Annotated in this window: 19 protein-coding genes and 1 pseudogene; 11 read left to right on the forward strand and 9 right to left on the reverse strand. The window is 68.9% G+C overall.

Going from position 1 to position 23191, the window contains the following annotated elements:
• Nucleotides 1-574, forward strand: a pseudogene (locus JFB92_RS12795) (hypothetical protein); the annotation flags it as partial.
• A 253-nt stretch (nucleotides 575-827) separates the two neighbouring features.
• Here the strand turns inward: JFB92_RS12795 and JFB92_RS12800 are convergent.
• Nucleotides 828-2867, reverse strand: coding sequence for a molybdopterin oxidoreductase family protein (locus JFB92_RS12800; protein ID WP_199039048.1), 2040 nt, complete (start codon nucleotides 2865-2867; stop codon nucleotides 828-830).
• A 116-nt stretch (nucleotides 2868-2983) separates the two neighbouring features.
• Nucleotides 2984-4387 (reverse strand): MFS transporter, encoded by a 1404-nt coding sequence (locus JFB92_RS12805; RefSeq protein ID WP_199039051.1) that lies wholly within the window; start codon nucleotides 4385-4387, stop codon nucleotides 2984-2986.
• Between the two features lie 236 nt (nucleotides 4388-4623).
• Between JFB92_RS12805 and JFB92_RS12810 the strand changes: the two genes are divergently transcribed.
• The 4 genes from JFB92_RS12810 to JFB92_RS12825 are packed head-to-tail and all read left to right on the forward strand — an operon-like array spanning nucleotide 4624 to nucleotide 7319.
• Nucleotides 4624-5541, forward strand: coding sequence for an ABC transporter ATP-binding protein (locus JFB92_RS12810; RefSeq protein WP_199039054.1), 918 nt, complete (start codon nucleotides 4624-4626; stop codon nucleotides 5539-5541).
• Complete coding sequence (locus JFB92_RS12815; protein ID WP_199039057.1) at nucleotides 5538-6620, forward strand: ABC transporter permease; 1083 nt, start codon at nucleotides 5538-5540, stop codon at nucleotides 6618-6620. Before JFB92_RS12810 ends, JFB92_RS12815 begins: the two co-directional genes overlap by 4 nt.
• Before the next feature lie 46 nt (nucleotides 6621-6666).
• A complete protein-coding gene (locus tag JFB92_RS12820) occupies nucleotides 6667-6915 on the forward strand; it encodes a hypothetical protein (RefSeq protein WP_199039060.1) in 249 nt (82 codons plus the stop codon).
• Nucleotides 6912-7319: a type II toxin-antitoxin system VapC family toxin gene (locus JFB92_RS12825; protein ID WP_199039063.1), complete on the forward strand. Its 408-nt coding sequence runs from the start codon at nucleotides 6912-6914 to the stop codon at nucleotides 7317-7319. Before JFB92_RS12820 ends, JFB92_RS12825 begins: the two co-directional genes overlap by 4 nt.
• A 6-nt stretch (nucleotides 7320-7325) precedes the next feature.
• On the opposite strand, the gene rsmI is transcribed toward JFB92_RS12825, so the two are convergent.
• Nucleotides 7326-8156, reverse strand: a complete 831-nt coding sequence (gene rsmI / locus JFB92_RS12830) for a 16S rRNA (cytidine(1402)-2'-O)-methyltransferase (protein WP_307789136.1) — start codon at nucleotides 8154-8156, stop codon at nucleotides 7326-7328.
• A 280-nt stretch (nucleotides 8157-8436) separates the two neighbouring features.
• On the opposite strand from rsmI, the gene JFB92_RS12835 reads away from it, so the two are divergent.
• Nucleotides 8437-9144 (forward strand): restriction endonuclease, encoded by a 708-nt coding sequence (locus JFB92_RS12835; RefSeq protein WP_199039069.1) that lies wholly within the window; start codon nucleotides 8437-8439, stop codon nucleotides 9142-9144.
• A gap of 49 nt (nucleotides 9145-9193) precedes the next feature.
• Here JFB92_RS12835 and JFB92_RS12840 read toward each other — a convergent pair whose 3' ends face one another.
• Genes JFB92_RS12840 through JFB92_RS12850 form a run of 3 tightly spaced genes read right to left on the reverse strand, consistent with a single transcriptional unit; the run spans nucleotide 9194 to nucleotide 12786 of the window.
• Complete coding sequence (locus JFB92_RS12840) at nucleotides 9194-10498, reverse strand: S1C family serine protease (RefSeq protein ID WP_199039072.1); 1305 nt, start codon at nucleotides 10496-10498, stop codon at nucleotides 9194-9196.
• 57 nt (nucleotides 10499-10555) lie between these two features.
• Entirely contained in the window at nucleotides 10556-12079 is a 1524-nt protein-coding gene (locus tag JFB92_RS12845) for a sensor histidine kinase (protein ID WP_199039074.1), read from the reverse strand.
• Complete coding sequence (locus JFB92_RS12850) at nucleotides 12076-12786, reverse strand: response regulator transcription factor (RefSeq protein WP_269847925.1); 711 nt, start codon at nucleotides 12784-12786, stop codon at nucleotides 12076-12078. The genes JFB92_RS12845 and JFB92_RS12850 overlap by 4 nt, the downstream gene beginning before the upstream one ends.
• 252 nt (nucleotides 12787-13038) lie before the next feature.
• On the opposite strand from JFB92_RS12850, the gene JFB92_RS12855 reads away from it, so the two are divergent.
• The 5 genes from JFB92_RS12855 to JFB92_RS12875 all read left to right on the forward strand — a co-directional run bounded on the left by JFB92_RS12855 (nucleotide 13039) and on the right by JFB92_RS12875 (nucleotide 20732).
• Nucleotides 13039-13398, forward strand: a complete 360-nt coding sequence (locus JFB92_RS12855; RefSeq protein WP_199039080.1) for an STAS domain-containing protein — start codon at nucleotides 13039-13041, stop codon at nucleotides 13396-13398.
• A 194-nt stretch (nucleotides 13399-13592) separates the two neighbouring features.
• Nucleotides 13593-17303: a multifunctional oxoglutarate decarboxylase/oxoglutarate dehydrogenase thiamine pyrophosphate-binding subunit/dihydrolipoyllysine-residue succinyltransferase subunit gene (locus JFB92_RS12860; protein WP_233163102.1), complete on the forward strand. Its 3711-nt coding sequence runs from the start codon at nucleotides 13593-13595 to the stop codon at nucleotides 17301-17303.
• A 233-nt stretch (nucleotides 17304-17536) separates the two neighbouring features.
• Nucleotides 17537-18862: an extracellular solute-binding protein gene (locus JFB92_RS12865; protein WP_199039083.1), complete on the forward strand. Its 1326-nt coding sequence runs from the start codon at nucleotides 17537-17539 to the stop codon at nucleotides 18860-18862.
• Between the two features lie 20 nt (nucleotides 18863-18882).
• Nucleotides 18883-19839 carry a carbohydrate ABC transporter permease gene (locus JFB92_RS12870; RefSeq protein WP_199039086.1) on the forward strand — a complete coding sequence of 319 codons (957 nt, stop codon included), beginning with the start codon at nucleotides 18883-18885 and terminating at the stop codon, nucleotides 19837-19839.
• 2 nt (nucleotides 19840-19841) lie between these two features.
• A complete protein-coding gene (locus tag JFB92_RS12875) occupies nucleotides 19842-20732 on the forward strand; it encodes a carbohydrate ABC transporter permease (protein WP_199039089.1) in 891 nt (296 codons plus the stop codon).
• 65 nt (nucleotides 20733-20797) lie between these two features.
• Here JFB92_RS12875 and JFB92_RS12880 read toward each other — a convergent pair whose 3' ends face one another.
• The 3 genes from JFB92_RS12880 to JFB92_RS12890 form a co-directional block, all read right to left on the reverse strand.
• The gene (locus tag JFB92_RS12880) at nucleotides 20798-21418 is read right to left on the reverse strand and encodes a hypothetical protein (RefSeq protein ID WP_199039092.1); all 621 of its coding nucleotides are present in this window, start codon (nucleotides 21416-21418) and stop codon (nucleotides 20798-20800) included.
• A gap of 186 nt (nucleotides 21419-21604) precedes the next feature.
• Nucleotides 21605-22087 (reverse strand): hypothetical protein, encoded by a 483-nt coding sequence (locus JFB92_RS12885; RefSeq protein WP_199039096.1) that lies wholly within the window; start codon nucleotides 22085-22087, stop codon nucleotides 21605-21607.
• Nucleotides 22088-22215: 128 nt separating this feature from the next.
• Nucleotides 22216-23178: a zinc-binding dehydrogenase gene (locus tag JFB92_RS12890; RefSeq protein ID WP_199039099.1), complete on the reverse strand. Its 963-nt coding sequence runs from the start codon at nucleotides 23176-23178 to the stop codon at nucleotides 22216-22218.
• Nucleotides 23179-23191 lie beyond the last annotated feature (13 nt).

A 23191-nucleotide genomic window follows, 5' to 3' on the forward strand; every position in this document is an offset into this window, starting at 1 on the left:
CGGCCCCGGGCAAGCGGTCATCGTCCACCACGAAGACCACGCACCGGCCCCCGCCGACATGGCAGCCGAACACGGCACCGGCGGGTGCGGCTGCCCCGACTGGCGCACCCACAACGACCTCGAGACCGAGTTCGAGAACGACGCATCGAACACCTTCCCGATTGGACTGTATCCGGAGGAATGGGCACCCGCCCTCAAAGACGACCTGAACCGCGCTGCCGAACAAGCCGAGACCGACCGCGCCTGGGCCGCGGTCAAGACCACCCGCGCCAGGGCGCGAGCACGCTTCACCACCGAAGCCACCGACACCGACACCGACACCGACACCGACACCGACACCGGAACAACAACACCGGCACTGGCTTCGGTGCCCGTCCCTGAATCCGAGACAAGTTCTGATACCGGACCCCCGCCCTACTTAGGCTGCCCGCCGCGGGCAGCACCTGCGGCGGGGGAAGCGCACCACAGGCAGCGCCACCCGGATCCCTTCGATGGGGTTCGGGCCCTCGCCATGCCCACACCCGGCACACCACGCCGAACCGCCCCCACACTTCACCGTCGCCGCCCGGTCTAACCTCGACCCGAACCCACCCGAAGACCGCATACCGCCCCGGCCCACCGCACACGTCTTCATCGCCGATAGGTCGAAGCCCGACCCCATTCAGCCCGATGCCCAGCCACCGGCCGGAGCCACCACTCCACTTATCGTCGTCGCCCGCCTGTAGCCTGACCCGGTCAGGCCCGACCATCCGATTCCTCATCCAGGCGCTCCGCTTCGGGACTGTCCTGAAAACAGGACAGTCCCCACCCGGCCTTTGGATCTGGATTCACGGCCGCGCGGCCGGGGCGATCTTGACCGCGCAGACCTTGAACTCGGGCATGCGGCTGATCGGGTCCAGTACGTCGGAGACGGCGGCGTTGGCGTTCTCGGCACCCGGGAAGTGGAACGGGGAGAACACCGTGTCGGGGCGGATGTCCGCGCTGAGCCGGGCCGGGGCGGTGTAGGAGCCGCGCCGGGAGGTCACGCGCACCGGGTCTCCCTCGCCGATGCCGTGGCGGACGGCCGTGTCCGGGTGGATCTGGAGGAACTGCCCGCCTTCGAGCGAGCCGATCAGGCGGGTCTGGGCGCCAGACTGATACTGGGTGAGGACGCGCCCGGTGGTCAGGTACAGCGGGTACACGTCGTCGCGCCGCTCGGCGGGGTGCCGGTAGTCCACGGCGGTGAACTTGGCCCTGCCGTCGGGGGTGTTGAACTTGAAGTCGGCGAACATGCGGGGCGTGCCCTCGTGCTCGGGGCCCGGCACCGGCCACTGGAACGTGCGCTGCTCCAGCCGCTCGTAGCTCAGGCCCGAGTAGTCGGCCTTGCCGCCGGCCGAGGCGCGGCCGAGCTCCTCGAAGATCTCCTCGGGGTCGGTCGAGTAGGCGCCGGGGGCCTCCAGGCGCGCGGCCAGCTCCTTCATGATCCACAGGTCGCCGCGGACGCCTTCGGGCGCCTCGCGCAGCGAGCGGCGCCGGATGATCCGGCCCTCCAGGTTGGTCATGGTCCCGTCCTCTTCGGCCCATTGGGTGACCGGGAGGACGACCTCGGCGAGCCGCGCGGTCTCGGACATGACGAAGTCGAAGGCGACCAGGCAGTCCAGGGCGCGCAGCCGGTCGGCGACCCGGGCGGCGCGGGGCGCCGAGACGACGGGGTTGGAGCCGAGCACGAACATCATCTTGACCTCGTCGCCGCACTTGCGCAGCAGCTCCACGGCCGAGACGCCCGGCCCGGGGATGGTCTCGGGGTCGACGCCCCAGACGGCGGCGACGTGCTCTCGCGCGGCCGGATCGGTGATCATGCGGTAGCCGGGCAGCTGGTCTGACTTCTGGCCGTGCTCGCGACCGCCCTGGCCGTTGCCCTGGCCGGTGATGCACCCGTAGCCCGAGGAGGGCTTGCCGGGCAGGCCGAGCGCGAGCGCCAGGTTGATCCAGGCGGTGACGGTGTCGACGCCCTTGGCGTGCTGCTCGGAGCCGCGCGCGGTCAGGATCGCCACCTTGCCTAGCGAGAGGAGCCGCGCCGTGGCGTACAGGTCGGGGACGCTCACGCCGGTGATGCGCTCGACGAAGGCCGGCCAGTACCCGGCGGCGGTCTGGCGGACCTCGTCGAAACCGTCGGTGTGGGCGTCGATGTACTCGTGGTCGATGTAGCCCTGCTCGATCGCGATGTGCAGCAGGCCGTTGGCCAGGGCCAGGTCGGTGCCGGGCTGGGGCTGGAGGTGGAGCTGGGCGGACTCGGCCGTGGCGGTGCGGCGGGGGTCGACGACGATGAGCTCGGCGCCGGTCAGGTACCGCATGAACGGCGGCATGGTCTCGGCCGGGTTGCCCCCGACCAGCAGGACCACGTCGGACTCCTTGAGGTCCTCGGACGGGAACGGCAGGCCCCGGTCGACGCCGAACGCGCGATTGAGCGCGCCGGCGGCCGAGGACATGCAGAACCGGCCGTTGTAGTCGATGTGCTTGGTGCCCAGGGCCAGGCGGGTCCACTTGCCGAGCTGGTAGACCTTCTCGTTGGTCAGTCCGCCGCCGCCGAAGACGCCGACGGCGTCCTTGCCGTGCTCGGTCTGGACGGCCCGGATCCGGTCGGCGACGTGGTCGAGGGCGGTCTCCCACGAGACCGGCTGCCCGCGCAGCAGCGGGGTGGTGACGCGTTCGGGGTGGTCGAGCAGTTCGGGGCTGGTCCAGCCCTTCTTGCACATGCCGCCGCCGCGCGGGGCGGCGGTGACCTGTCCGGACTCGTCCTCCTCCAGCCGCATCCCGCACTGCAGGGCGCAGTACGGGCAGTGGGTGTCGGCGGTGCGGAGGACCGGCAGGCTGGTGCGAACGCTCATCCCACGAGTGTGCGCCGGTGCGATTTCATCGTCACAAGGCGCATGTTTCTGGAATGCTAAGTGGCCCGCAATCGTCCGCTCGGGCGATTGCAGGCCACTCGATCGACGGGTGAACCTCAGACCTTGGCGTAGGCCAGGCTCGGGGAGCGGTCGCCCATGACCTTGCGCTGGTAGAACCACCAGTTCATGAACAGGAAGATCGCGTAGAAGGCCAGGAAGCCGTACATGGCGACCACGACCGAGCCGGTCTGCTCGTTCGAGATCCGGAAGCCCTGGTTGATGAGGAAGCCGCCGAAGGCGCCGATCGCGGAGATCCAGCCGAGCGCGGCGGCGGTGAGCTTCTTGGCCTGCACGACCTCGGCCTCGTTGGTCTCGCGGCCCGCGTTCGCGGTGGCCTCGGCCTGGAAGATCGCCGGGATCGACCGGTACGTCGAGCCGTTCGCGACGCCGCTCATCAGGAACAGCACCATGAAGGAGACGAAGAACAGCGCGAACGAGCCGATGTTGATGCCGCCGATGGCGCCGAGGACGCCGGCGCCCATGACGATGAACGACACGCTCGTGATCGGGGCCCCGGCCCACTTGTCGGCGAGCCAACCGCCGACCGGGCGCGACAGCGATCCGACCAGCGGCCCGAGCGCGGCCAGCCACAGCGACTGGAACTCGGGGAACTCGATCCTGATCACCAGCGGGAACGCGAAGGAGTAGCCGATGAACGACCCGAACGTCCCGATGTAGAGAACGCTCATGATCCAGGTGTGCTTGCGCCTCAGCGCGGGCAGCTGCTGCTTGATCGGGGTGCGCGAGACGGACAGGTTGTCCATGTAGCGCCAGGCCATGATCGCGGCGAAGACCGCCAGGACCAGCCACAGCAGCGGCACGTTGTGCAGCCAGATGCTGTCTCCGGCGTCATTGGTGCCCTGCGAGGCGCCGAAGATCCCGAGCGCGATCACGAACGGGCCGACGAACTGCACGGCCGGGACGCCGATGTTGCCGCCCGCGGCGTTGACGCCGAGCGCCGTCCCGCGGTACCGCTCGGGATAGAAGTAGGAGATGTTCGCCATCGAGGAGGCGAAGTTGCCGCCCCCGAACCCGGCGGTGACGCCCGCGAGGATGAACATCCAGTACGGGGTGCCGGGGTTCATGAGGCAGTAGGCCAGCAGCGCGGTCGGGATCACCAGCAGGCCGGCGGAGATGATGGTCCAGTTGCGCCCGCCGAATATCGCGACGGCCGCGGTGTAGGGGATGCGCAGGAACGAGCCCACGAGGTTCGGCACGGCGGTGAGCCAGAACAGCTGGCTGGTGGAGAAGTCGAATCCCGCGACCGCCAGGTAGGGGGCGACGATCGAGAACATCACCCATACCGAGAAGCCCAGGTGTTCGGCGATGACCGACCACAGGAGGTTGCGCTTGGCCACCTTCTTGCCGGTCGACTGCCAGAAGGCTTCGTCGTCGGGCCTCCAGTCGGAGATCCAGCCCTTGCGGGTCTCGGTCGGCTCGTCGGCCGTGGTCTTAGGCATTGTCGCTGTCATGCGACCACCGTGCGGGGGCGGCGTTGCCTGTGTTTTCGGCGGCTGTGCCGAAGCTGTGAAGATCGGCTCACGGTTCTGTTACGGAGGATGTTAGGCGGTGCTCGAGAACCCCCGGCGAGTCGATATCCGAGTCGATTTGTTCGCTCGCAAGGCGGAGGTGTGCCGCGCGGACGTGACGGCGGACGAGAACCCCGTCACAGCAGGGCATGGAATAGCTTGTACGCATGACCGCCGCAATCGAGGTCGACGACCTCAAGAAGACCTATCGCGGCCGCAAGACCGGAGAGATCAACGCCGTCGACGGGGTGAGCTTCCGCGTCGAGGAGGGCGAGTTCTTCGGGATCCTCGGGCCCAACGGGGCCGGCAAGACCACGACGTTGGAGATCGTCGAGGGTCTGCGCCGCCCGGACTCGGGGGACGTGCGGCTGCTGGGTTCGAGCCCCTGGCCGCACTCTCCGGCGCTGGCCGCGCGCATCGGGGTGCAGCTCCAGGCGTCGGCGTTCTTCGAGTTCCTGTCCGCGCGGGAGCAGATCGAGACCTTCGCGCGCCTCTACGGCGCCGGCGAGGCGCGCGCGGCGGCGATGCTCGAGGAGGTCGGACTGGCCGATTCGGCGAACGTCCGGGCCGAGAAGCTCTCGGGCGGCCAGAAGCAGCGGCTGTCGATCGCGTGCGCGCTGGTGGGCGACCCGGAGCTGGTGTTCCTGGACGAGCCGACCGCGGCGCTGGACCCGCAGGCGCGGCGCAACCTGTGGGACCTGATCCGGAAGATCAACGGCGAGGGCCGCACGGTGGTGCTGACGACCCACTACATGGAGGAGGCCGAGGCGCTGTGCGACCGGGTCGCGATCATGGACGCCGGGAGGGTCCGCGCCATCGGCAGCCCGCGCGAGCTGATCGCCTCGCTGGAGGCGCCCACGCGCATCAGCGTCGCCTCCGGCCAGCTCGACGCGGCGCGGGTGGGCGAGCTGGCCGCCGGTGAGCCCGTGCGCGAGGAGGGCGGCCTGACCGTGTTCGAGACCCGAGATCCGCAGAAGCTGCTCACCGAGCTGGCCGCCGCGGGGGCCCTGGAGGACCTGGCGGTGCGCACGGCGAGCCTGGAGGACGTGTTCCTGGAAGTCACCGGACGGGAGTGGCGCGAGTGACCACCCGGACCGCCGCGCGCCCGAGCGCGGCCAAGACCTATCTGGCGCTGGTGCGGGCGCTGTGGCTGTCGTGGATGCGGGACCGGGCGCAGGTGTTCTTCAACATCGTGCTGCCGCTGATGTTCCTGGTGCTGCTCGGCCTCGTCTACGGTTCGGGCGGGGACGCGGTGCCGCGGGTGCTGACCGTCGGCGACTCGGTGCTGAGCGAGACGGTCGACCAGGCGGAACTGGAGGTCGAGGCGGCCCCCGACCTGGACGCGGCCCTGTCCGAGCTCGAGGAGGGCTCGGCCGACGCGGCCGTGGTGCGCGAGGGCGACGACCTGACCGTCTACTACTCCGAGACCTCCGGTGTCACCGGCGACCTGGCCTCGGCCCGCCTGGGCGAGCTGTTCGCCGAGATGAACGTCGAGGTCATGAGCACGCAGGGGGTCAGTCCGGCCCTGAACGTGGAGACCGAGGCGACCGAGGACCGGTCGATGGAGCCGGTGCAGTACCTCGCGCCGGGCATCCTGGCCTGGGGCATCGCGATCTCGGGCGTGTTCGGCGCGGCGGGCACGATCGTCGACCTCAAACGCGACAAGCTGCTGCGCCGGCTGCGGATCACCCCGGCTTCTTCGGGCCGGTTCATCGCCGCCCGCATCTCGGTGAACCTGCTGGTGGCGGTGATCCAGACGGCGATCTTCCTGGGCGTGGCGGCCGGGCTGCTGGGCCTCACGCTCTCGGCGTGGACGTGGTTCGCGATCCCGCTGGTGCTGCTGGGCACCTTCTCGTTCCTGGCCATCGGCGTGGTGATCGGCTCGATCGCCCGCACCAGTCCCGGCGCGGCCGGGCTGAGCAACCTGGTGACGATGCCGATGGCCTTCGTCTCCGGCGCGTTCTGGCCGGTGGACGCCCTGCCGGGCTGGATGGCCTGGATCTCGCAGCTGTCCCCGATGACCCACCTGAACGTGGCGATCCAGAGGGTGGTGGCCCTCGGTGAACCCCCGACCGCGGTCCTGGCCCAGATCGCCTACCTGGCCGGCTTCGCCGCGGTCGTCGCGCTGATCTCCTGGAAGACCTTCAAGTTCGACGAGCTCTGAGCGCGTCGCAGCGGATGATTACAAACTTGCTAGCTATAATGATTGCATGCCGAATGTATTGATCCGATCACTCTCAGAGGAAGAGCTCGACCAGCTCCGAGCGATGGCCGATTCCCGTCACATGTCGCTGCAGTCCTTCATGGCGGACATGGTCCGCAAGACGTTGTCCGCAGATCACAACCGCAATAAGCTCGCGGAGATCGAGGCTCACCTCAAGTCCATGCCCCCCGCCACCTTCACCACCGAGGACCTGCTCGCCGCCAAGGATGCGCCTCGCCACGGAACCGACGCATGATCGTCGTCGATTCCAGTGCGTTGATCCGCGCGCTCACCGACGATCGAGTCCTTGGCGACAAAGCTCGCGCCGAGCTTTCGATGCACGAGCAGTGGCTGGCCCCGACGCATCTCACGGCCGAGTTCGCCCACGGCCTACGGGGCATGGTGCGGGGAGACAAGATCGAACAGGAACGGGCGGAGTGGGCCCTCCGCGAGTACTTCGACCTCGACCTACAACTCGTGCCGCCGGACCTCACCGTGACAGAACGATGCTGGAAGCTGCGTCATAACCTCAGCACCTACGATGCACTCTACGTAGCGCTCGCTGAGCACCTCAACCTCGAACTGCTCACAGCCGATGCTCGTATCGAGCGTTCAGGGGTGGCGCAGTGCTCGATTGCCACGCTTCGAGCGGACTCCTGAATTCGTTCAGTCGGGCTTGATCAGGGCGTCGTAGACCTCCCGTTTGGGGATGCCGAAGCGGGAGGCGACCTGCTTCATCGCGGTCTTGCGGTCCAGGCCCTGGGCTTCCAGGACGCCTACGGCCGCGGCCAGGGCCTCCGGGGTGGCCTCCTCGGGGTCGGGGCCGGACCAGCCCTCGACGACCAGGGTGATCTCGCCGCGCGGCGGGTCGTCGGCGGCACCGGTCCGCAGTTCGGCCAGGGTGCCGCGGCGGACCTCCTCGTGGGTCTTGGTCAGCTCCCGGCACAGCGCCGCCCGCCGTTCGGCGCCGAAGACCGCCGACATCGCCTCCAGGGTCGCCTCGATCCGCCGGGGCGACTCGAAGAAGACCATCGTCCGCTCGTCCTCGGCGAGGTCCTCGAAGCGCCGCCGGCGCTCGCCTTCCTTGCGGGGCGCGAAGCCCTCGAAGCAGAACCGGTCGCACGGCAGGCCCGAGAGCGCCAGCGCGGTCGTGACGGCGCTCGGCCCGGGCGCGGCCGTCACCGCGATCCCGGCTTTGACCGCGGCCCGGACCAGCCGGTACCCGGGGTCGGAGACCGAGGGCATGCCGCCGTCGGTGATGACGGCGACCCGCTTGCCGTCGTGCAACTGTTCTATCAGCGTCTCGGTGCGTCCGGTCTCGTTCCCCTCGAAGTAGGAGGTGATCGCGGCCCCGGTGGTGACGCCGAGCTCGCTCAGGAGTCGCTGCAGCCGCCGGGTATCCTCTGCGGCGATGACGTCAGCGCGGGACAGCTCGGCCGCCACCCGAGGCGAGGCGTCCTCTGGATTTCCCAGGGGCGCACCGAGAAGCACGAGCACGCCCGTCGATGATGTTGACACTCGGCCAGTATCCACTACCGTCGAGCCGAGCGGCACGGCTCGGTGACCGGGTGATGCCGCATCGCCGTTCGCGGGCGCCTTCGGCGGGGTCCGCGGCCACGGACCGGCGCAGCGAGAAATGCACATGCAACTTGCGCGGCCATCTTGTCCGGTACCCGACAGTGACCTTACATATGAGCGAACAGTAACGGATACTGGGAGTCACACCACAGGCGACATAACGAACCCGCACGCCCTGCCGAACACAGTGGAGCACGCCATGTCCGTGATCGCAAGAGCCGGAGCGGTAATCGCCGCTCTCGTCATCGGATACTTCGCACTCGGTTTCATCGCCGAATATTGGGCCTGGCTGGTCTCGATAACGATCCTGTTGGGGGGCACCGCGCTCGCGGCGTGGGTCCTCTTCCGCGGTCGAGGCGACTCGCCCGAGCACCGCGACCGCCAGCTCACCGCCGAGCGGAACGAGCTGATGCGAAGCATCGACAAGATGCCCGTCCCCGCTTTCGACTCCATGGTCGGCCAGCTCCTCATCCGCTTGGACGCCAAGCGAGTCAAGAAGTTCGGCCACCGCCGCAACAACCTCGGCTGCAACTTCGTGGTCACGCTGGGGACCGGCCAGCGCATCGTCGTACGGGCCAAGAAGGACGACCGCATCGTGCGCCGCGAGGGGGCACGCCACATCCAGCTTCTCGGCGGGGAGATCCATCCCCGCTGGAACTGCGACGCCGGCGTCCTCATCACCAACGCCAACCTCCACACCATCCGGCACGCGGCCCGCAACGACACCGTCGCGGCCCAGCTCGGCGTCCTCGTCGTCGACCGCGGGAAGCTCGCCGAGTGGATCGACACCGGAGAACCGCCCGCCCAGCTCCTGCCGGTGCCCAAGGAGATCCAGGCCGCTCCCCCGGCCGAATCCGAGACCACCAGTGATGGCACGAGCCGCACTGCCACGCTCGCGGAGCCGTAGCGCGGCAAGGCGGCGGGGCGGGGCCACAGGCCCCGCCCCGTCCTGCCGCTCAGCGGGACGAGAGCGTCACCTGCGTGCTCTGCTCCTCGTCGTTCCTGGTGTAGTCGATCGCGACCTCGGTGCCGCTCGGGGTGCTCTGCACCATCGCGGCCACCTCGGAGGCGCCGGTCACCGCCGTGCCGTCGATCGCGGTGATGACGTCCCCGGCCTCGAGCCCGGCCTCGGCGGCCGGCGAGTCCGGTTCGACCTCGACGACCATCGCGCCGTTGCCCTGGGTGTCGGCCAGCGAGACGCCGAGGAAGCCCTGCTCGACCGAGCCGTTCTCGATCAGCTGCTGCACGACGTCCTGCACGGTGTCCGACGGGATCGCGAAGCCGAGCCCGACGTTGCCGGAGCTGGGAGTCACGATCGCGGTGTTGATGCCGATCAGCTCGCCCTCGCCGTTGACCAGCGCGCCACCGGAGTTGCCGGAGTTGATCGCCGCGTCGGTCTGGATCAGCCCGCTCAGGGTCTGGGCCGACTGCTGCTGCTCCCCGAAGGGGCTGTCCTCCTGGCCGCCGAGGCTCATCGTCCGGTCCAGGGCCGACACGATCCCGGTGGTCACGGTCCCCTCCAGGCCCAGCGGCGAGCCGATGGCCACGGTCGCGTCGCCGACCTGGAGCGAGTCCGAGTCGCCGAACTCGATCGGCGTCAGGTCGTCCATCCCGTCGACCTTGAGCACGGCCAGGTCCTGGGTCGAGTCGGTGGCCACGACCTCGGCCTCGGCGGTGTCGCCGTCGGAGAACCGGACCTCGACGGTCGAGGCGCCGTCGACCACGTGGTTGTTGGTGACGATGTAGCCGTCGTCGGAGTAGACCACGCCCGAGCCCTCGGCGATGTCGGTGACGATGGTGACCACCGAGGGGGTGACCTTGTCGACGATCTCGGTGTAGGTCATGCCGTTCCCGGCGTCCATGGAGACCGACTGGACGTTGGTGGTCCCGCCCTCCCCGCCGGAGAGCGCCCATCCGGCCACTCCCCCGGCGCCGCCCGAGATCAGGACCAGCGCCAGCGCCGCGGCGACCAGCTTGCCACGGCCCTTCTTCGGCGGGGAGACCGGCGCTCCGGGCATGCCGTATCCCGGCGGCGGTCCCTGCGGGTGCCAGGCCGGGGGCGCCTGCCCCGGCGCGCTCATGGCCGGGGCGCCGGCGCCGGCGAGGACGCGGGTCTGTCCGGCGGGTTCGGATTGGGGCGTCTGCGGCTGGGGCGTCTGCTCGGCGGCGGCCTCGGGCTCGGACTGCGGCGGCCGCTGGCCGCTCGGGGTCTGCTCTCCCGGCTCCCTCTCGGGGCGCGGGATGTTCTCAGGTTCGCTCATGACTAGGAGCATGCAGGGCCATGCTCTCGGCTCGCTGCAAAAACGCCTTAAAACCGTTTAATGATCGGGCTGGGCGCCCGCGGTGTCCTCGGCTTCCAGGCGCACGGTGAAGGCGGTGCCCTCGCCGGGGGCGGAGTGGACCTCGACGGTGCCGCCGTGGCCCTTGACGATGGCCGACACGATCGCCAGCCCGAGGCCCGTGCCCAGGTGGGCGACGCCGTCGGAGCGGAAGAACCGCTCGAAGACCCGGTCGGCGACCTCGGGTTCCATGCCGGGCCCGTCGTCGGAGACGCGCACCACGGCCTCGCCGTCCTCGGCCGCGACCTCGACGGTGACGGTCGTCCCGGCGGGGGTGTGCCGCACGGCGTTGGTCAGCAGGTTGTCCAGCACCTGCCGGATCCGCGCCCGGTCGGCCACGACCACGACCGAGGCCCCCGGCGAGGCCCGGAACTCGAGGCGGTGGTCCTCGGTGACCACGGCGTGCGCCGAGACCGCCTCGTGGCCCAGGAGCACCAGGTCCACCGGCTCGGTCTCGACCGGGCGCTCCTGGTCGAGGCGGGCCAGGTGCAGCAGGTCGCCCACCAGCAGGCCCATCCGCTTGGCGGCCTCCTCGATCTGCCCGATGTAGTGCTGCCGCTCCGCCTCGGGCATGTCCGGGTTGGCGCGCACCAGCTCGGCGTAGCCGCGCACGCTGGTAAGGGGCGTCCGCAGCTCGTGCGAGGCGTCGGTGATGAACTCCCTCATCCGCTGCTCGGAATAGTGCGAGCGCTCCTCCGAGTACTCGCGGGCTCTGATGGAACTCTCAATCTTCCCGAGCATCGAGTTGATCGCCATGCCGACCCGGCCGACCTCGGTGCCCGGGTCGCGCCTGGGGACGCGCCGGGAGTAGTTGCCCGCGGCGATCATCGCCGCGGTGTTCTCGATCTGCCGCAGCGGCGCGAGGCTGGCCCGCACCAGGCCGACCCCGAGCGCGGCCAGGCCCGCCAGGACCCCGACGCCGATGAGGATGTCGACCCACACGAGCCCGGCCACGGTCTTGTCGAAGTGGTAGAGCTTGTACGACAGCACGTAGTAGTCGGCGATGTCCCGCTCCACGTCCGGGTCGTACTCGTCCAGTTCGGTGCCGACCTCGCTGCCGGGCATGGCCAGCACCCGCCAGCGCGTGGACCCGTCGGCGGCCAGCGCGGTGAACGCGTCGCCGCCGTTGTCCTCGATGTCCTCGAGCGTGAACTGCGGGGCGTCTGAGCGGTTGTCGGGCCGGTCGAAGCGGCTGACGTCGTCGCCGTTGAGGTAGATGAAGCTGATGAAGTACTGGTTCGGCCGGGCGCTCACGCCGGGGGCTTCGTCGTCCTCTCCCTCGACCTGCTCGCTGTACTCGGTCGGGTCCCAGGTGTGCAGGTAGGTCTCGAGCTCCTCGTCGATGGTGCCGAGGAAGTAGGAGTGGAGCGCCAGGATCGTCGAGACGCTGATGACCAGCAGTGACCCGGCCACCAGCGCCAGGACCGCGGCGGTGAGGCGGACCCGCAGCGGCGTGCGGTCCCAGCGCTCCCGGAGGGCCTCGACGAAGTGGGGTGCGCTCAACGATTCTGCTCCCGCAGGACGTAGCCGATGCCCCGCAGGGTCTGGATGAGCTTGGGATCGCCGGTGTCGATCTTGCGGCGGAGGTAGGAGACATAGGACTCGACGATGCCGTCGTCACCGCGGAAGTCGTAGCGCCACACGTGGTCGAGGATCTGGGACTTGGACAGGACCCGGCCGGCGTTGATCATGAAGTAGCGCAGCAGCTTGAACTCGGTCGGGGAGAGCTGGACGGCCTGCCCGGAGCGCCAGACCTCGTGGGTCTCCTCGTCCAGCTCCAGGTCGGCGTACTTGAGCCGGGAGGGCCGGGGCAGCTCGCCGGCGCTGCGGCGCAGCACGGCGCGGATGCGGGCGACGACTTCTTCGAGCGCGAACGGCTTGGTGATGTAGTCGTCGCCGCCGACCGACAGGCCGGTGACGGTGTCGGCGGTGTCGTCGCGGGCGGTGAGGAACAGCACCGGCGTGTGGTCCGAGCCCGACCGCATCCGGCGGACGACCTCGAAGCCGTCGATGTCCGGCAATCCGACGTCGAGGACGACCAGGTCGGGCCGGTGGCGGGCGATCGAGCGCAGCGCCTCGTCGCCGGTCCCCACCGCGTGGACGGCGAAGCCGGCGTATCGCAGCGAGGTGGCGAGCAGCTCGCAGATGTTCTCCTCGTCCTCTACGACGAGAAGTGTTGCCTCTGACTCGGTGTTCGTCGACTGGGGCATGGACCTCATCTTCACACGGTTCGGCGGTACGCAGGTCAGGGGTGCTACAGAGCATACTTCGGGCCCGGCTGGGCTCCAAGGGATCGGGATGCGGACCGCTGTCCAGGCGTTCCGCGGCTCACTCGCTCACTCGCGGGAGAACGCGCGGTGCAGGCCCTGTCGTGGGTCCATCGTGTCGGATAGACTTTGTCTCGCAGCCGGGTACGGCAGGTACTCGGGCCGTGACGCCCAAGCAGTTTGTAAGGTGAGTTCATGTCGCTGTCAATCGAGACCGGGACGACCGAGAACGGGATTGTCACCGTTGAGCTGGCCGGCGAGGTCGACTACGCGACCGCGCCTCAGATCCGAGAGACGATCACCAACGCGCTTGAGGCGGGCGGCCTGACGGCGATCCGCGTCGATGTGGCGAAGGTGACGGTCCTGGACTCGACGGGCATCGGCACCGTGGTCGTGGCCTACCGGATCGCCCGGGAGATGGGCGTGGAGCTCTCGGTGGTCAATCCGAACCGCTTCATCACGCGCCTGTTCACCGTGGTCGGCGCCGAGGAGCTGCTGGAAGAGCCCACCGAGACGTTCTCCGCCGCCGAGCGCAGCGCCTCACAGTCCGCGTAAGCCGAATGTGAGTCTGGGCACCGGGAGAGTCGGTCCCGGGACTCCCGAGTGACCGGTTCCGCACCACCGTTGCCGGTACTACACATTTCTCGCCTCGCGGTTACCCTTGACCGGGGGCCCTTGGTCCCTCGTCCACGCAGCGTCTGCAAAGAAGAGGCGATTGAGCCGTGTCGAGTACGACTCCGGGCAGTCCGTTGACCGATTTCGGTGCCAACGAGTGGCTGGTCAACGAGATGTATGAGCGCTACCGCGAGAATCCCGACAGCGTCAGCGCCGGCTGGCGGGAGTTCTTCGGCGGGCAGCCGGTGAGCGGTCCCGACGCCGACGAGGCCGAATCAGAGGCCCCGGCGGAGGAGCCGCCGGTGGCGGCCGCCAAGACCGAGGCCGAGGTCACCGCGAAGGGCAAGCCCGCGCCGGCCACCGTCAAACCGGAGAAGCCGACCGTGGTGCCCAAGACGGTCGATCCCAGCCCCGCTCCCCCCAAGCCCGAGACCTCGAAGAAGGCGGCACCAACGGTGACTGAAACCGGCTCCACGCCCCAGCAGGGCGCCGCTACCAAGCCGCTCAAGGGCATCGCGGCCAAGGTCGCGCAGAACATGGACGCCTCGCTGGAGATCCCGACGGCCACCTCGGTCCGCGCGGTCCCGGCCAAGCTGCTGTTCGACAACCGCGTCGTCATCAACAACCACCTGCGCCGCAGCCAGGGCGGGAAGGTCTCCTTCACCCACGTGATCGGCTACGCGCTGATCCAGGCGGTCAAGGCCAACCCGTCCATGAACGCCTCCTACAAGGAGGTCGACGGCAAGCCGCAGCTGGTCACGCCCGAGCACATCAACCTGGGCCTGGCGATCGACCTGGCCAAGCCGGACGGCTCGCGCACGCTGGTGGTGCCCTCGATCAAGGGCTGCGAGTCGATGGACTTCCGCGAGTTCTGGCAGGCCTACGAGGACCTGGTCCGCAAGGCCCGCAACAACAAGCTCACCATGGAGGACCACGCCGGGGCGACGCTGACGCTGACCAACCCCGGCGGCATCGGCACCGTCCACTCGGTGCCGCGCCTGATGAAGGGCCAGGGTCTGATCGTCGGCGTCGGCGCGATGGAGGTCCCCGCCGAGTTCGCCGGGGCCAGCGACGAGACCCTCGCCGATCTGGGCGTCTCGAAGATCATGACGGTCACCTCGACCTACGACCACCGGATCATCCAGGGCGCCGAGTCCGGGGAGTTCCTGCGCACCCTGCACCAGTACCTGCTGGGCGACGACTTCTGGGACGAGATCTTCCGCAGCCTGCTCATCCCCTACGAGCCGGTGCGCTGGGTCCGCGACGTGGCCAAGACCCACGAGGGCCAGATCGACAAGAACGCCCGGGTCATCGAGCTGATCCACGCCTACCGGGTCCGCGGCCACCTCATGGCCGACACCAACCCGCTGCACTACGAGATCCGCCGCCACCCGGACCTGGACATCCTCTCCCACGGGCTGACGCTGTGGGACCTGGACCGGACCTTCCCGGTCGGCGGCTTCGCCGGGCAGCAGAAGATGCCGCTGCGCGACATCCTGGGCGTGCTGCGCGACTCCTACTGCCGCCGCGTCGGCATCGAGTACATGCACATCCAGGACCCCGAGGAGCGCGAGTGGCTCCAGAAGCGCATCGAGGTCCCCTTCGAGAAGCCGAAGGTCGAGGCGCAGAAGCACATCCTGGGCCGGCTCAACGCCGCCGAGGCGTTCGAGACGTTCCTCCAGACCAAGTTCGTCGGCCAGAAGCGCTTCAGCCTCGAGGGCGGCGAGTCGCTCATCCCGCTGCTGGACCAGGTGCTGAACTCGGCGGCCACCGACGAGCTCGACGAGGTCGTCATCGGCATGCCGCACCGCGGACGGCTGAACGTGCTGGCCAACATCGTCGGCAAGAAGCTCTCGAAGATCTTCACCGAGTTCGAGGGGCACATCGACCCCAAGAGCATCGGCGGCTCCGGGGACGTCAAGTACCACCTTGGCATGACCGGCAAGTTCACCGGCCCCGACGGGAAGGCCGAGACGGTCGTCTCGGTCACGGCCAACCCCTCGCACCTGGAGGCGGTCAACCCGGTCCTGGAGGGCATCGTCCGCGCCAAGCAGGACAAGCTCAACCTCGGCGAGGACGGCTTCACCGTCCTGCCGGTGGCCATCCACGGCGACGCCGCGTTCGCCGGCCAGGGCGTGGTGGCCGAGACGCTGAACCTCTCGCAGCTGCGCGGCTACCGCACCGGCGGCACCGTGCACGTGGTGGTCAACAACCAGGTCGGCTTCACCACCGCCCCGGCGTACTCGCGCTCGAGCCTGTACTGCACCGACGTCGCGCGCATGATCCAGGCGCCGATCTTCCACGTCAACGGCGACGACCCCGAGGCGGTCTGCGAGGTCGCGAAGCTGGCCTTCGCCTACCGGCAGCAGTTCCGCAAGGACGTCGTCATCGACATGGTCTGCTACCGGCGCCGCGGCCACAACGAGGGCGACGACCCGAAGATGACCAACCCGGAGATGTACCAGGTCATCGACGCCAAGCAGTCGGTCCGCAAGCTCTACACGCGGGCCCTGATCGGGCGCGGCGACATCACCATGGACGACGCCGAGGAGGCCCTGGCCGACTACCAGGCGCAGCTCGAGCGGGTCTTCCGCGAGACCAAGGAGGCCCTGTCCGGGCGGACCGGGCCGATGCCGTGGCGCCACCAGCCGGAGCCGGTGGCCGACATCGACACTTCGGTGGACGCCGAGACGATCGCGATGATCGGCAAGGCCCACACCACTCTTCCGGAGGGCTTCACGCCGCACAAGGCGGTCCGGAAGGTCCTCGAGAAGCGCAGTGAGATGTCCACTTCGGGCAATATCGACTGGGCCTTCGCCGAGACCCTAGCGTTCGGCTCGCTGCTGATGCAGGGCAAGGCCGTCCGCCTGGCCGGTCAGGACTCGCGGCGCGGCACGTTCGTGCAGCGCCACTCGGTGGTCATCGACCAGTCCTCGGGAGCGGAGTACACGCCGCTGTCGCATCTGGGCGAGAACGCCGCGAAGTTCTTCGTCTACGACTCGCTGCTGTCCGAGTTCGCCGCGATGGGCTTCGAGTACGGCTACTCGGTGGAGAACCCGGACATGCTGGTGGCCTGGGAGGCCCAGTTCGGCGACTTCGTCGACGGCGCCCAGACCATCACCGACGAGTTCATCTCCTCGGGCGAGGCCAAGTGGGGCCAGCACTCGGGCCTGATGCTGCTGCTGCCGCACGGCCACGAGGGCGCGGGCCCGGACCACACCTCGGGCCGCATCGAGCGGTTCCTCCAGCTGTGCGCCGACGAGAACATGCGCATCGCGAACTCGACCAGCCCGGCCAACTACTTCCACCTGCTGCGCCGCCAGGCGCTCGACCCGGTCAAGAAGCCGCTGGTGGTCTTCACCCCGAAGTCGCTCCTGCGGCACAAGGCCGCCGTCAGCCAGGTCGACGAGTTCACCGGTGGGCGCTTCAACCCGGTCATGGCCGACCCGGCCGTCGACTCCGGCGAGATCCGGCCCGAGGAGGTCACGAGGGTGCTGCTGTGCTCGGGCAAGGTCTACTACGACCTGGCCGCCGCGCGGAAGCAGCGCGGGGTCGCCGACACCGCGATCCTGCGGGTCGAGCAGCTGTACCCGCTCCCGGCCGAGGAGATCAAGCGCGAGCTGGGGGCGTTCCCCAACGCCGACGACATCTCCTGGGTGCAGGAGGAGCCGGCCAACCAGGGCGCCTGGTCGCACATCGCGCTGAACCTGCTCGAGCAGCTCGGCGGGGTGCACCTGCGGCGCATCTCGCGCCCGGCCGCCGCGGCCCCGTCCACCGGGTCGCCGCGCGTCCACGAGGTCGAGCAGCAGGCGCTGATCGACGTCGCCGTCCCGCAGCCGCAGTAATTCGGTTGCGGCAACCGCCGCGAACGTACTCACGAGGGGGAGGCCGGACGGCCTCCCCCTCGTTTTTCGCCGGTCCTCCATCACGTCGGCACCACACCGGTAACACTCGCATCACAAGCACGCAATACTCGTGTCCAGCCCGCTTGACGGTCTCCTTACTTTATCGGTAATGTAGTGGACCTCACGGCTCGCTGGGCGTGCCGAATATCCAATCACATTGGAGTGATGCACATATGCGAAACAATCCCTCACCGCCGGGCTCTCTCTCCCGGCGAACCCTCCTGGCCGGCGGCGCCGCCGCGGCCGGGCTCGGCCTCTCCGGGTGCGGATCCCTGGCCACGACCTTGACCGACAAGACGGTCGTGCGCCAATGGAACCTCCTGGCGGGCGCCGACGGGGCGGTCATGACCCAGATGCACGAGGAGTTCTCGGCCGATCGCCCCGACGTCGAGCTCCAGGCCACGACCTTCGGCTGGGGCACCCCGTTCTACACCCGCGTGGTCATGGGGGCCACCAGCGGGAACGCTGCCGACATCGCCACGATCCACGTCGCGCGCATCCCGAGCCTGTCCCCCGACACGCTGCTGGACCCGATCGGCCTCGACGAGATCGAGGAGGCCGGACTCTCACCGGACGACTTCCCCGCCGGCGTGTGGGAGAAGTGCTTCGTGGGCGAGGACCTCTACGCGATCCCGATCGACACCCACGCCTTGGTCAACTACTACAACCGCACCGTCTGCGACCAGGCCGGCGTGCTCAACGCCGACGGCACGCTGCTGGAGACCCAGGGCGTCGAGGAGTACTTCGACCTGCTGCGCGCGGTCAAGGACGTCACCGGCGAATACGGCACGTCCCTGGACACCTGGGCCGGCTGGCGCCAGTTCTGGGCCTGGTACCGGCAGCAGGACGGCGAATGGATCTTCCACGACGACGGCTACGAGCTCGACGACGAGAAGGCCCTGACCGCCATCGAGGTCATCTACCGGATGGCCGAAGAGGGCCTGTGCCCGCAGGTCTCCGACGGCGCCCAGACCGCGGCCAACTTCGAGAACGGCGTCGGCGGCCTGGTCCAGGTCGGCAACTGGGAGATCGTCCGCTTCCGCGCCTTCGACGAGGCCCAGGGACTCGACTTCTCCATCACCGAGATGCCCGACTTCTTCGGCAACCGCCGCACCCAGGGCGACAGCCACGCCTACATCCTCCCCCACCACAACAGCTGGGACCCCGACGTCCGCCGGGCCACCATCGACTACGCCGCCTGGATGCTCCAGCACAGCTTCGAATGGGGCGCCGGGGGCGGCCACACCCCGGCCTACCTCCCGGTCACCGAGAGCGAGGAGTACCAGTCGCTGGAGCCCAACGCCGAGTACTCCGGCGTGGTCGAGAACGTCCAATTCGACCCCGAAGCCTGGTTCTCCGGTTCCGGCGGTCGACTCTTCACCGAGGTCAGCGAGGTCCTCCGACTGGTGTACTCGCAGGAGCTGACCCCCGAACCCGCGCTCGACCTCATGAAAGAGCGCGTCGACGAACTGGTCGCACTGCCCAACCCGGTTGACTGAATCGAGCCCTAGGACCTCCTATGACTACTGAAACCAAGACGCCGCGGGCGGGCGACGCCGCCGGGCGGCCGCCCAGCACGACGGCCCCGCCGACCAGGGAAAAGCCGAAATCGTGGACCGGACTGTGGTTCGTGCTGCCGTTCACCGCGATGTACGTTCTCTTCCTGGTCTGGCCCACCATCCTGGGCCTGTACTACTCCTTCACCGACAGGAGCCTCACCGGCCGTCCGACCTCCTGGATCGGCCTGGACAACTGGACCGAGGTCTTCGGTGACGAACGCGCCTGGGACGCGCTGTGGAACACCGCCGTGTTCACCGTCTACAGCGCCGTCCCGCTGGTCGTCATCGCGCTCGTCCTGGCGCTGCTGGTCAACCGCGCCCGCAAGATGGGCTGGTTCCTGCGGATGGCGTTCTTCGCCCCGTTCATCCTCCCGGTCTCCGTGGTCACGATGATCTGGATCTGGATGTACCAGCCCGACGGCGGCCTGATCAACGACTTCCTCCAGAACACCCTCGGCGTCCAGGACTCCGCCGAACCCACGCTGTGGCTCAGCGACGAGGGCACCGCCATGTGGTCGGTCGTCATCACCACCGTATGGTGGACCGTCGGCTTCAACTTCCTGCTCTACCTGGCCGCGCTCCAGACGATTCCCAAGGACGTCTACGAGTCCTCCAGCATGGACGGGGCCAACTGGTGGCAGCAGCTGTGGGGCATCACCCTGCCGCTGCTCAAGCGCACCACCGCCCTGGTGATCGTCCTGCAGCTGATCGCCTCGCTGCGGATCTTCGACCAGATGTACCTGATGACCGGCGGCGGGCCGAACCGCGCCACCGAGGTCGCCATCCACTACATCTACATCTCCGGGTTCGAGGGCTACCGGATCGGCTACGCCTCGGCGCTGTCGTACGTGCTCTTCGTGCTCATCATGATCGTCTCCATCGTGCAGTTCCGGCTGTTCGCCCGGAAGGAGGGCTAGGCATGACCACCATGCAAGAACGGCCGCGGACCGCCGATTCCGACGGCGGGCGCACCATCAAGCGCAATCGCAGGCGGATCACCGCCGGCAGCGCCATCGTCTACGCCTCGGCGTTCGTCCTGGCGCTGGTGTGGCTGATCCCGCTGCTGTGGGCGCTGTCGACCTCGCTGAAGACCGAGACCGACGCCAGCCTCGGTCAGGAGATCCGCTGGATCCCACCCGAGTGGTCCCTGGAGGGCTACCGGACCCTGTTCGAGCGCGGCGACCACCTGGTCTGGATGGTCAACTCGACGGTGGTCTCCACGATCGTCACGATCCTGACGCTGGTGCTGTGCGTGCTGGCCGCCTACGGGTTCTCCCGGTTCGACTTCCCGGGAAGGAAGTTCATCTTCGCGGCGATCATCGCCGGCCTGATGGTGCCGCCGCAGGCGCTCATCATCCCGCTGTTCGACATCGTGACCACGCTCAACCTCGGCGACACGTACTGGGGCCTGGCGCTCCCGCAGGTCGTGGCGCCGGTGATGGTGTTCATCCTCAAGCGGTTCTTCGACGGCGTGCCGCGCGACTACGAGGAGGCCGCCAAGCTCGACGGCGCCGGGCACCTGCGGGTGCTGTGGAGCGTGATAGTGCCGCTGTCGGGTCCGATCGTGGCCGCGGTCGGGATCTTCACCTTCATCGGCTCCTGGAACAACTTCCTGTGGCCGCTCCTGATCGCCACCGATCCGTCGATGATGACCCTGCCGGTGGGCCTCGGCGTCGTCGCCGGCGGCTACGGCCTGTTCTATGCCCAGAACATGGCCGCCGCGGTCCTCGGCGCGCTGCCGCTGCTGATCGTGTTCATGCTGTTCCAGAAGCAGATCGTCAAGGGCGTCGCGGGCGTCGGCCTGAAGTAGTCCGGACGCTGAGGAACGGGGCGGAGCCGCAGGCTCCGCCCCGTCGGTTTCGGTTCGTTTCGCCGCTAGCCGAGGGCGAGGTAGAACTCGTCGTCGCCAAGCATTTCGCCGATCACGACCGAAGCGGTGGAGTAGTCCCCTTCTGGAACCTCGAGGAAGATGTTGCCGGAGGCCGATTCACCGCCGGCGACATCCCTGACGTCCATCAGGTCGTTCGGCAGCAGCACGATCGGTTCGGTGTGATCCACCAGGGTGCCGTCCCACAGGTCCCAGTCGAGGTCCAGGTACGGATCGCTCGCGTCCGCGCCGTTGTAGGTCGTCACCAGCTCGATCATGATGTACTGCCGGCCGGCCTCGGGCGCCTCGTTGAAGCTGTCGTGGTCGAGGATCTGATCGGTGGCGTCGAGAACCACCTCTCCGACCGAGACGGACCAGTCGGCGATCTCGACCGAGGCCCCGGGCTCCAGCGGCGCGTCCGGGGCGGTTCCGTCCCCGTAGGACACCGCCGCATCCTCGGCCGCGGTCTCCTCTTCGACCGCCGATGCCGAAGTCGACGCGTCCGAACCGCCGTCCTCCCCGTCCTCGGACCCTCCACAGGCCGCCAGTCCCATCGCGGCGAACAGCCCGATGCCTCCGACCGCCAGCAGCTTCTTCGTCTCGGCGATCGTTCCGTCAATTCTCGCCATTGTTCCGATATCCATCCTGGATCCGATAGTCCTGAGAGTGTGCCTCTAAAATTATCGGTCGCACGAGGATGGATCGGAAACAGAGGAGCAACGATTCGGCATCGGACGCCGAGGCCGAGAGGCCGTTGGCTGACAACAAGAAACGGGGCGGAGGGTGCCGCTCCGCCCCGTTCTCTCCCCCTATCCCTAAAGGAATCCGACCCGCTCGAAGCACGAGACCGGGCTCCAGCCGACCGTGGTGCCCGAGCGGATTCTGAGCCACTCGTATTCCCAGGCCAGGCCGTCGCAGCTGATCGCGCGGTCCCCTTGCCGCGCGAAGCACGAGCCGTACACCTCCTCCCCGCCGCGCAGCCTCAGCAGCCGCTTGGAACCCCAGTCCTTGTCGGCGAAGATCGAGACTCCGAAGAGAGCGTCGACCTCGTATCGGCACAGCAGGAGCTGCTCGTCGTAGCCGGCCTCGAACAGGATCGCCGGCTGGGCCACCACAGAGGCGCCCTGTCCCTCCAAGGCCGGCTCGGCGGCCGAGCCCTCGCCGTGCTCGATCAAGGCCATCACCACCGCCACGATCCCCGCGGCGATGGCGAGCTTGAGGCCGACCTTCTTGGTGACGGCCCAGGCCGAGCCCAGGCCCGACTTCATCCCGCCCTTGAGGCTCTCTCCGACTGACATGACCCGCCCCCATCCGGCTCGCCTCGGCGAAGCTCGCGAGCCGCAGACTCCCACTGGCTTCTACAGGGTGGGGCCAGAACGCGGCCTGGGGTGGGGATACCGGGGAGTAACCCCGCGGAGCGTCGGACTTACGACACTGTCAGCACGACCTTGCCGAAGGCGTCGCCCGAGGCCAGGCGCCTGAGAGCGGCCTCGGCGTCCGTGAGCGCATGAGTCGAGTCGATTACGGGGCGAACGCCCCGTTCCTCGCAGAAGGCGATGAGTGAGGCGAGTTCGTCGCGGGTGCCCATGGTCGAGCCGACGATCTCCAACTGCTTGAAGAAGACGTGCCGCAGGTCGATCCGCGGGGTGGGTCCGGCCGTGGCGCCGCAGGTGACCAGGCGTCCGCCGGGCTTGAGCGATTTGACCGAGTGGGCGACGGTGTCGCCGCCGACCGAGTCGACGACGAGGTCGACGCGCTCGGGCAGGCGCGCGCCCGGCTCGACGGCCTCGGCGCCGAGTTCGGCGGCCTTCTCCCGCCGCTCGGGTGTGCGTCCGGTGGCGTAGACGCGGGCGCCCAGGGCCCCGGCGAGGGCGATGGCGGCGGTGGCGACGCCGCCGCCGGTGCCCTGGACCAGGACCGCGCCGTCGTCCGGCAGGCGGCCGCGGTGGGTGAGCATGCGCCAGGCGGTCAGGTAGGCCGTCGGGAGGCACGCGGCATCGGCGGCGCTCCACCCGGCCGGCTTGGGCAGGAGGTTGCGCGCGGGGACGGCGACGGTCTCGGCCAGGGTGCCCGGGTGCAGTTCGGACAGCAGGCTGCGGTGCGGGTCGAGGGTCTCGTCGTCGAGGGAGGCGTCGGCGATGACGGGGTAGACCACGACCTCCTCGCCGTCGTCGGTGACGCCGACCGCGTCGGTGCCGAGGATCATCGGGCACTGGTCCGCGCGGAGGCCGACCCCGGCCAGGGACCACAGGTCGTGGTGGTTGAGCGAGGCCGCCGTGAGCGACACTCGGGTCCACTCGGAGGGGGCCTGAGGCGGGTCGATCTCACCCACCGAGAGCGCCTCGAACGGGTCTTCGGGGTTCACGTTGCGGGCGTAGGCGGCGAGCATCGGCGGTTGGCCT

It is taken from the genome of Glycomyces salinus (assembly GCF_016428645.1).
Taxonomy (GTDB): Bacteria; Actinomycetota; Actinomycetes; order Mycobacteriales; family Micromonosporaceae; genus Glycomyces; species Glycomyces salinus.

What these genes read in the sequence shown, in the direction of transcription:
- JFB92_RS12870 (WP_199039086.1), top strand. Translation starts at nt 18,883, where the DNA reads ATGACTACTGAAACCAAGACGCCGCGGGCGGGCGACGCCGCCGGGCGG.
- JFB92_RS12805 (WP_199039051.1), bottom strand. Translation starts at nt 4,387, where the DNA reads ATGCCTAAGACCACGGCCGACGAGCCGACCGAGACCCGCAAGGGCTGG.
- JFB92_RS12890 (WP_199039099.1), bottom strand. Translation starts at nt 23,178, where the DNA reads ATGCTCGCCGCCTACGCCCGCAACGTGAACCCCGAAGACCCGTTCGAG.
- JFB92_RS12880 (WP_199039092.1), bottom strand. Translation starts at nt 21,418, where the DNA reads ATGGCGAGAATTGACGGAACGATCGCCGAGACGAAGAAGCTGCTGGCG.
- JFB92_RS12820 (WP_199039060.1), top strand. Translation starts at nt 6,667, where the DNA reads ATGCCGAATGTATTGATCCGATCACTCTCAGAGGAAGAGCTCGACCAG.
- JFB92_RS12850 (WP_269847925.1), bottom strand. Translation starts at nt 12,786, where the DNA reads ATGCCCCAGTCGACGAACACCGAGTCAGAGGCAACACTTCTCGTCGTA.
- JFB92_RS12840 (WP_199039072.1), bottom strand. Translation starts at nt 10,498, where the DNA reads ATGAGCGAACCTGAGAACATCCCGCGCCCCGAGAGGGAGCCGGGAGAG.
- JFB92_RS12885 (WP_199039096.1), bottom strand. Translation starts at nt 22,087, where the DNA reads ATGTCAGTCGGAGAGAGCCTCAAGGGCGGGATGAAGTCGGGCCTGGGC.
- JFB92_RS12835 (WP_199039069.1), top strand. Translation starts at nt 8,437, where the DNA reads ATGTCCGTGATCGCAAGAGCCGGAGCGGTAATCGCCGCTCTCGTCATC.
- JFB92_RS12865 (WP_199039083.1), top strand. Translation starts at nt 17,537, where the DNA reads ATGCGAAACAATCCCTCACCGCCGGGCTCTCTCTCCCGGCGAACCCTC.
- JFB92_RS12875 (WP_199039089.1), top strand. Translation starts at nt 19,842, where the DNA reads ATGACCACCATGCAAGAACGGCCGCGGACCGCCGATTCCGACGGCGGG.
- JFB92_RS12800 (WP_199039048.1), bottom strand. Translation starts at nt 2,867, where the DNA reads ATGAGCGTTCGCACCAGCCTGCCGGTCCTCCGCACCGCCGACACCCAC.
- JFB92_RS12810 (WP_199039054.1), top strand. Translation starts at nt 4,624, where the DNA reads ATGACCGCCGCAATCGAGGTCGACGACCTCAAGAAGACCTATCGCGGC.
- JFB92_RS12825 (WP_199039063.1), top strand. Translation starts at nt 6,912, where the DNA reads ATGATCGTCGTCGATTCCAGTGCGTTGATCCGCGCGCTCACCGACGAT.
- JFB92_RS12855 (WP_199039080.1), top strand. Translation starts at nt 13,039, where the DNA reads ATGTCGCTGTCAATCGAGACCGGGACGACCGAGAACGGGATTGTCACC.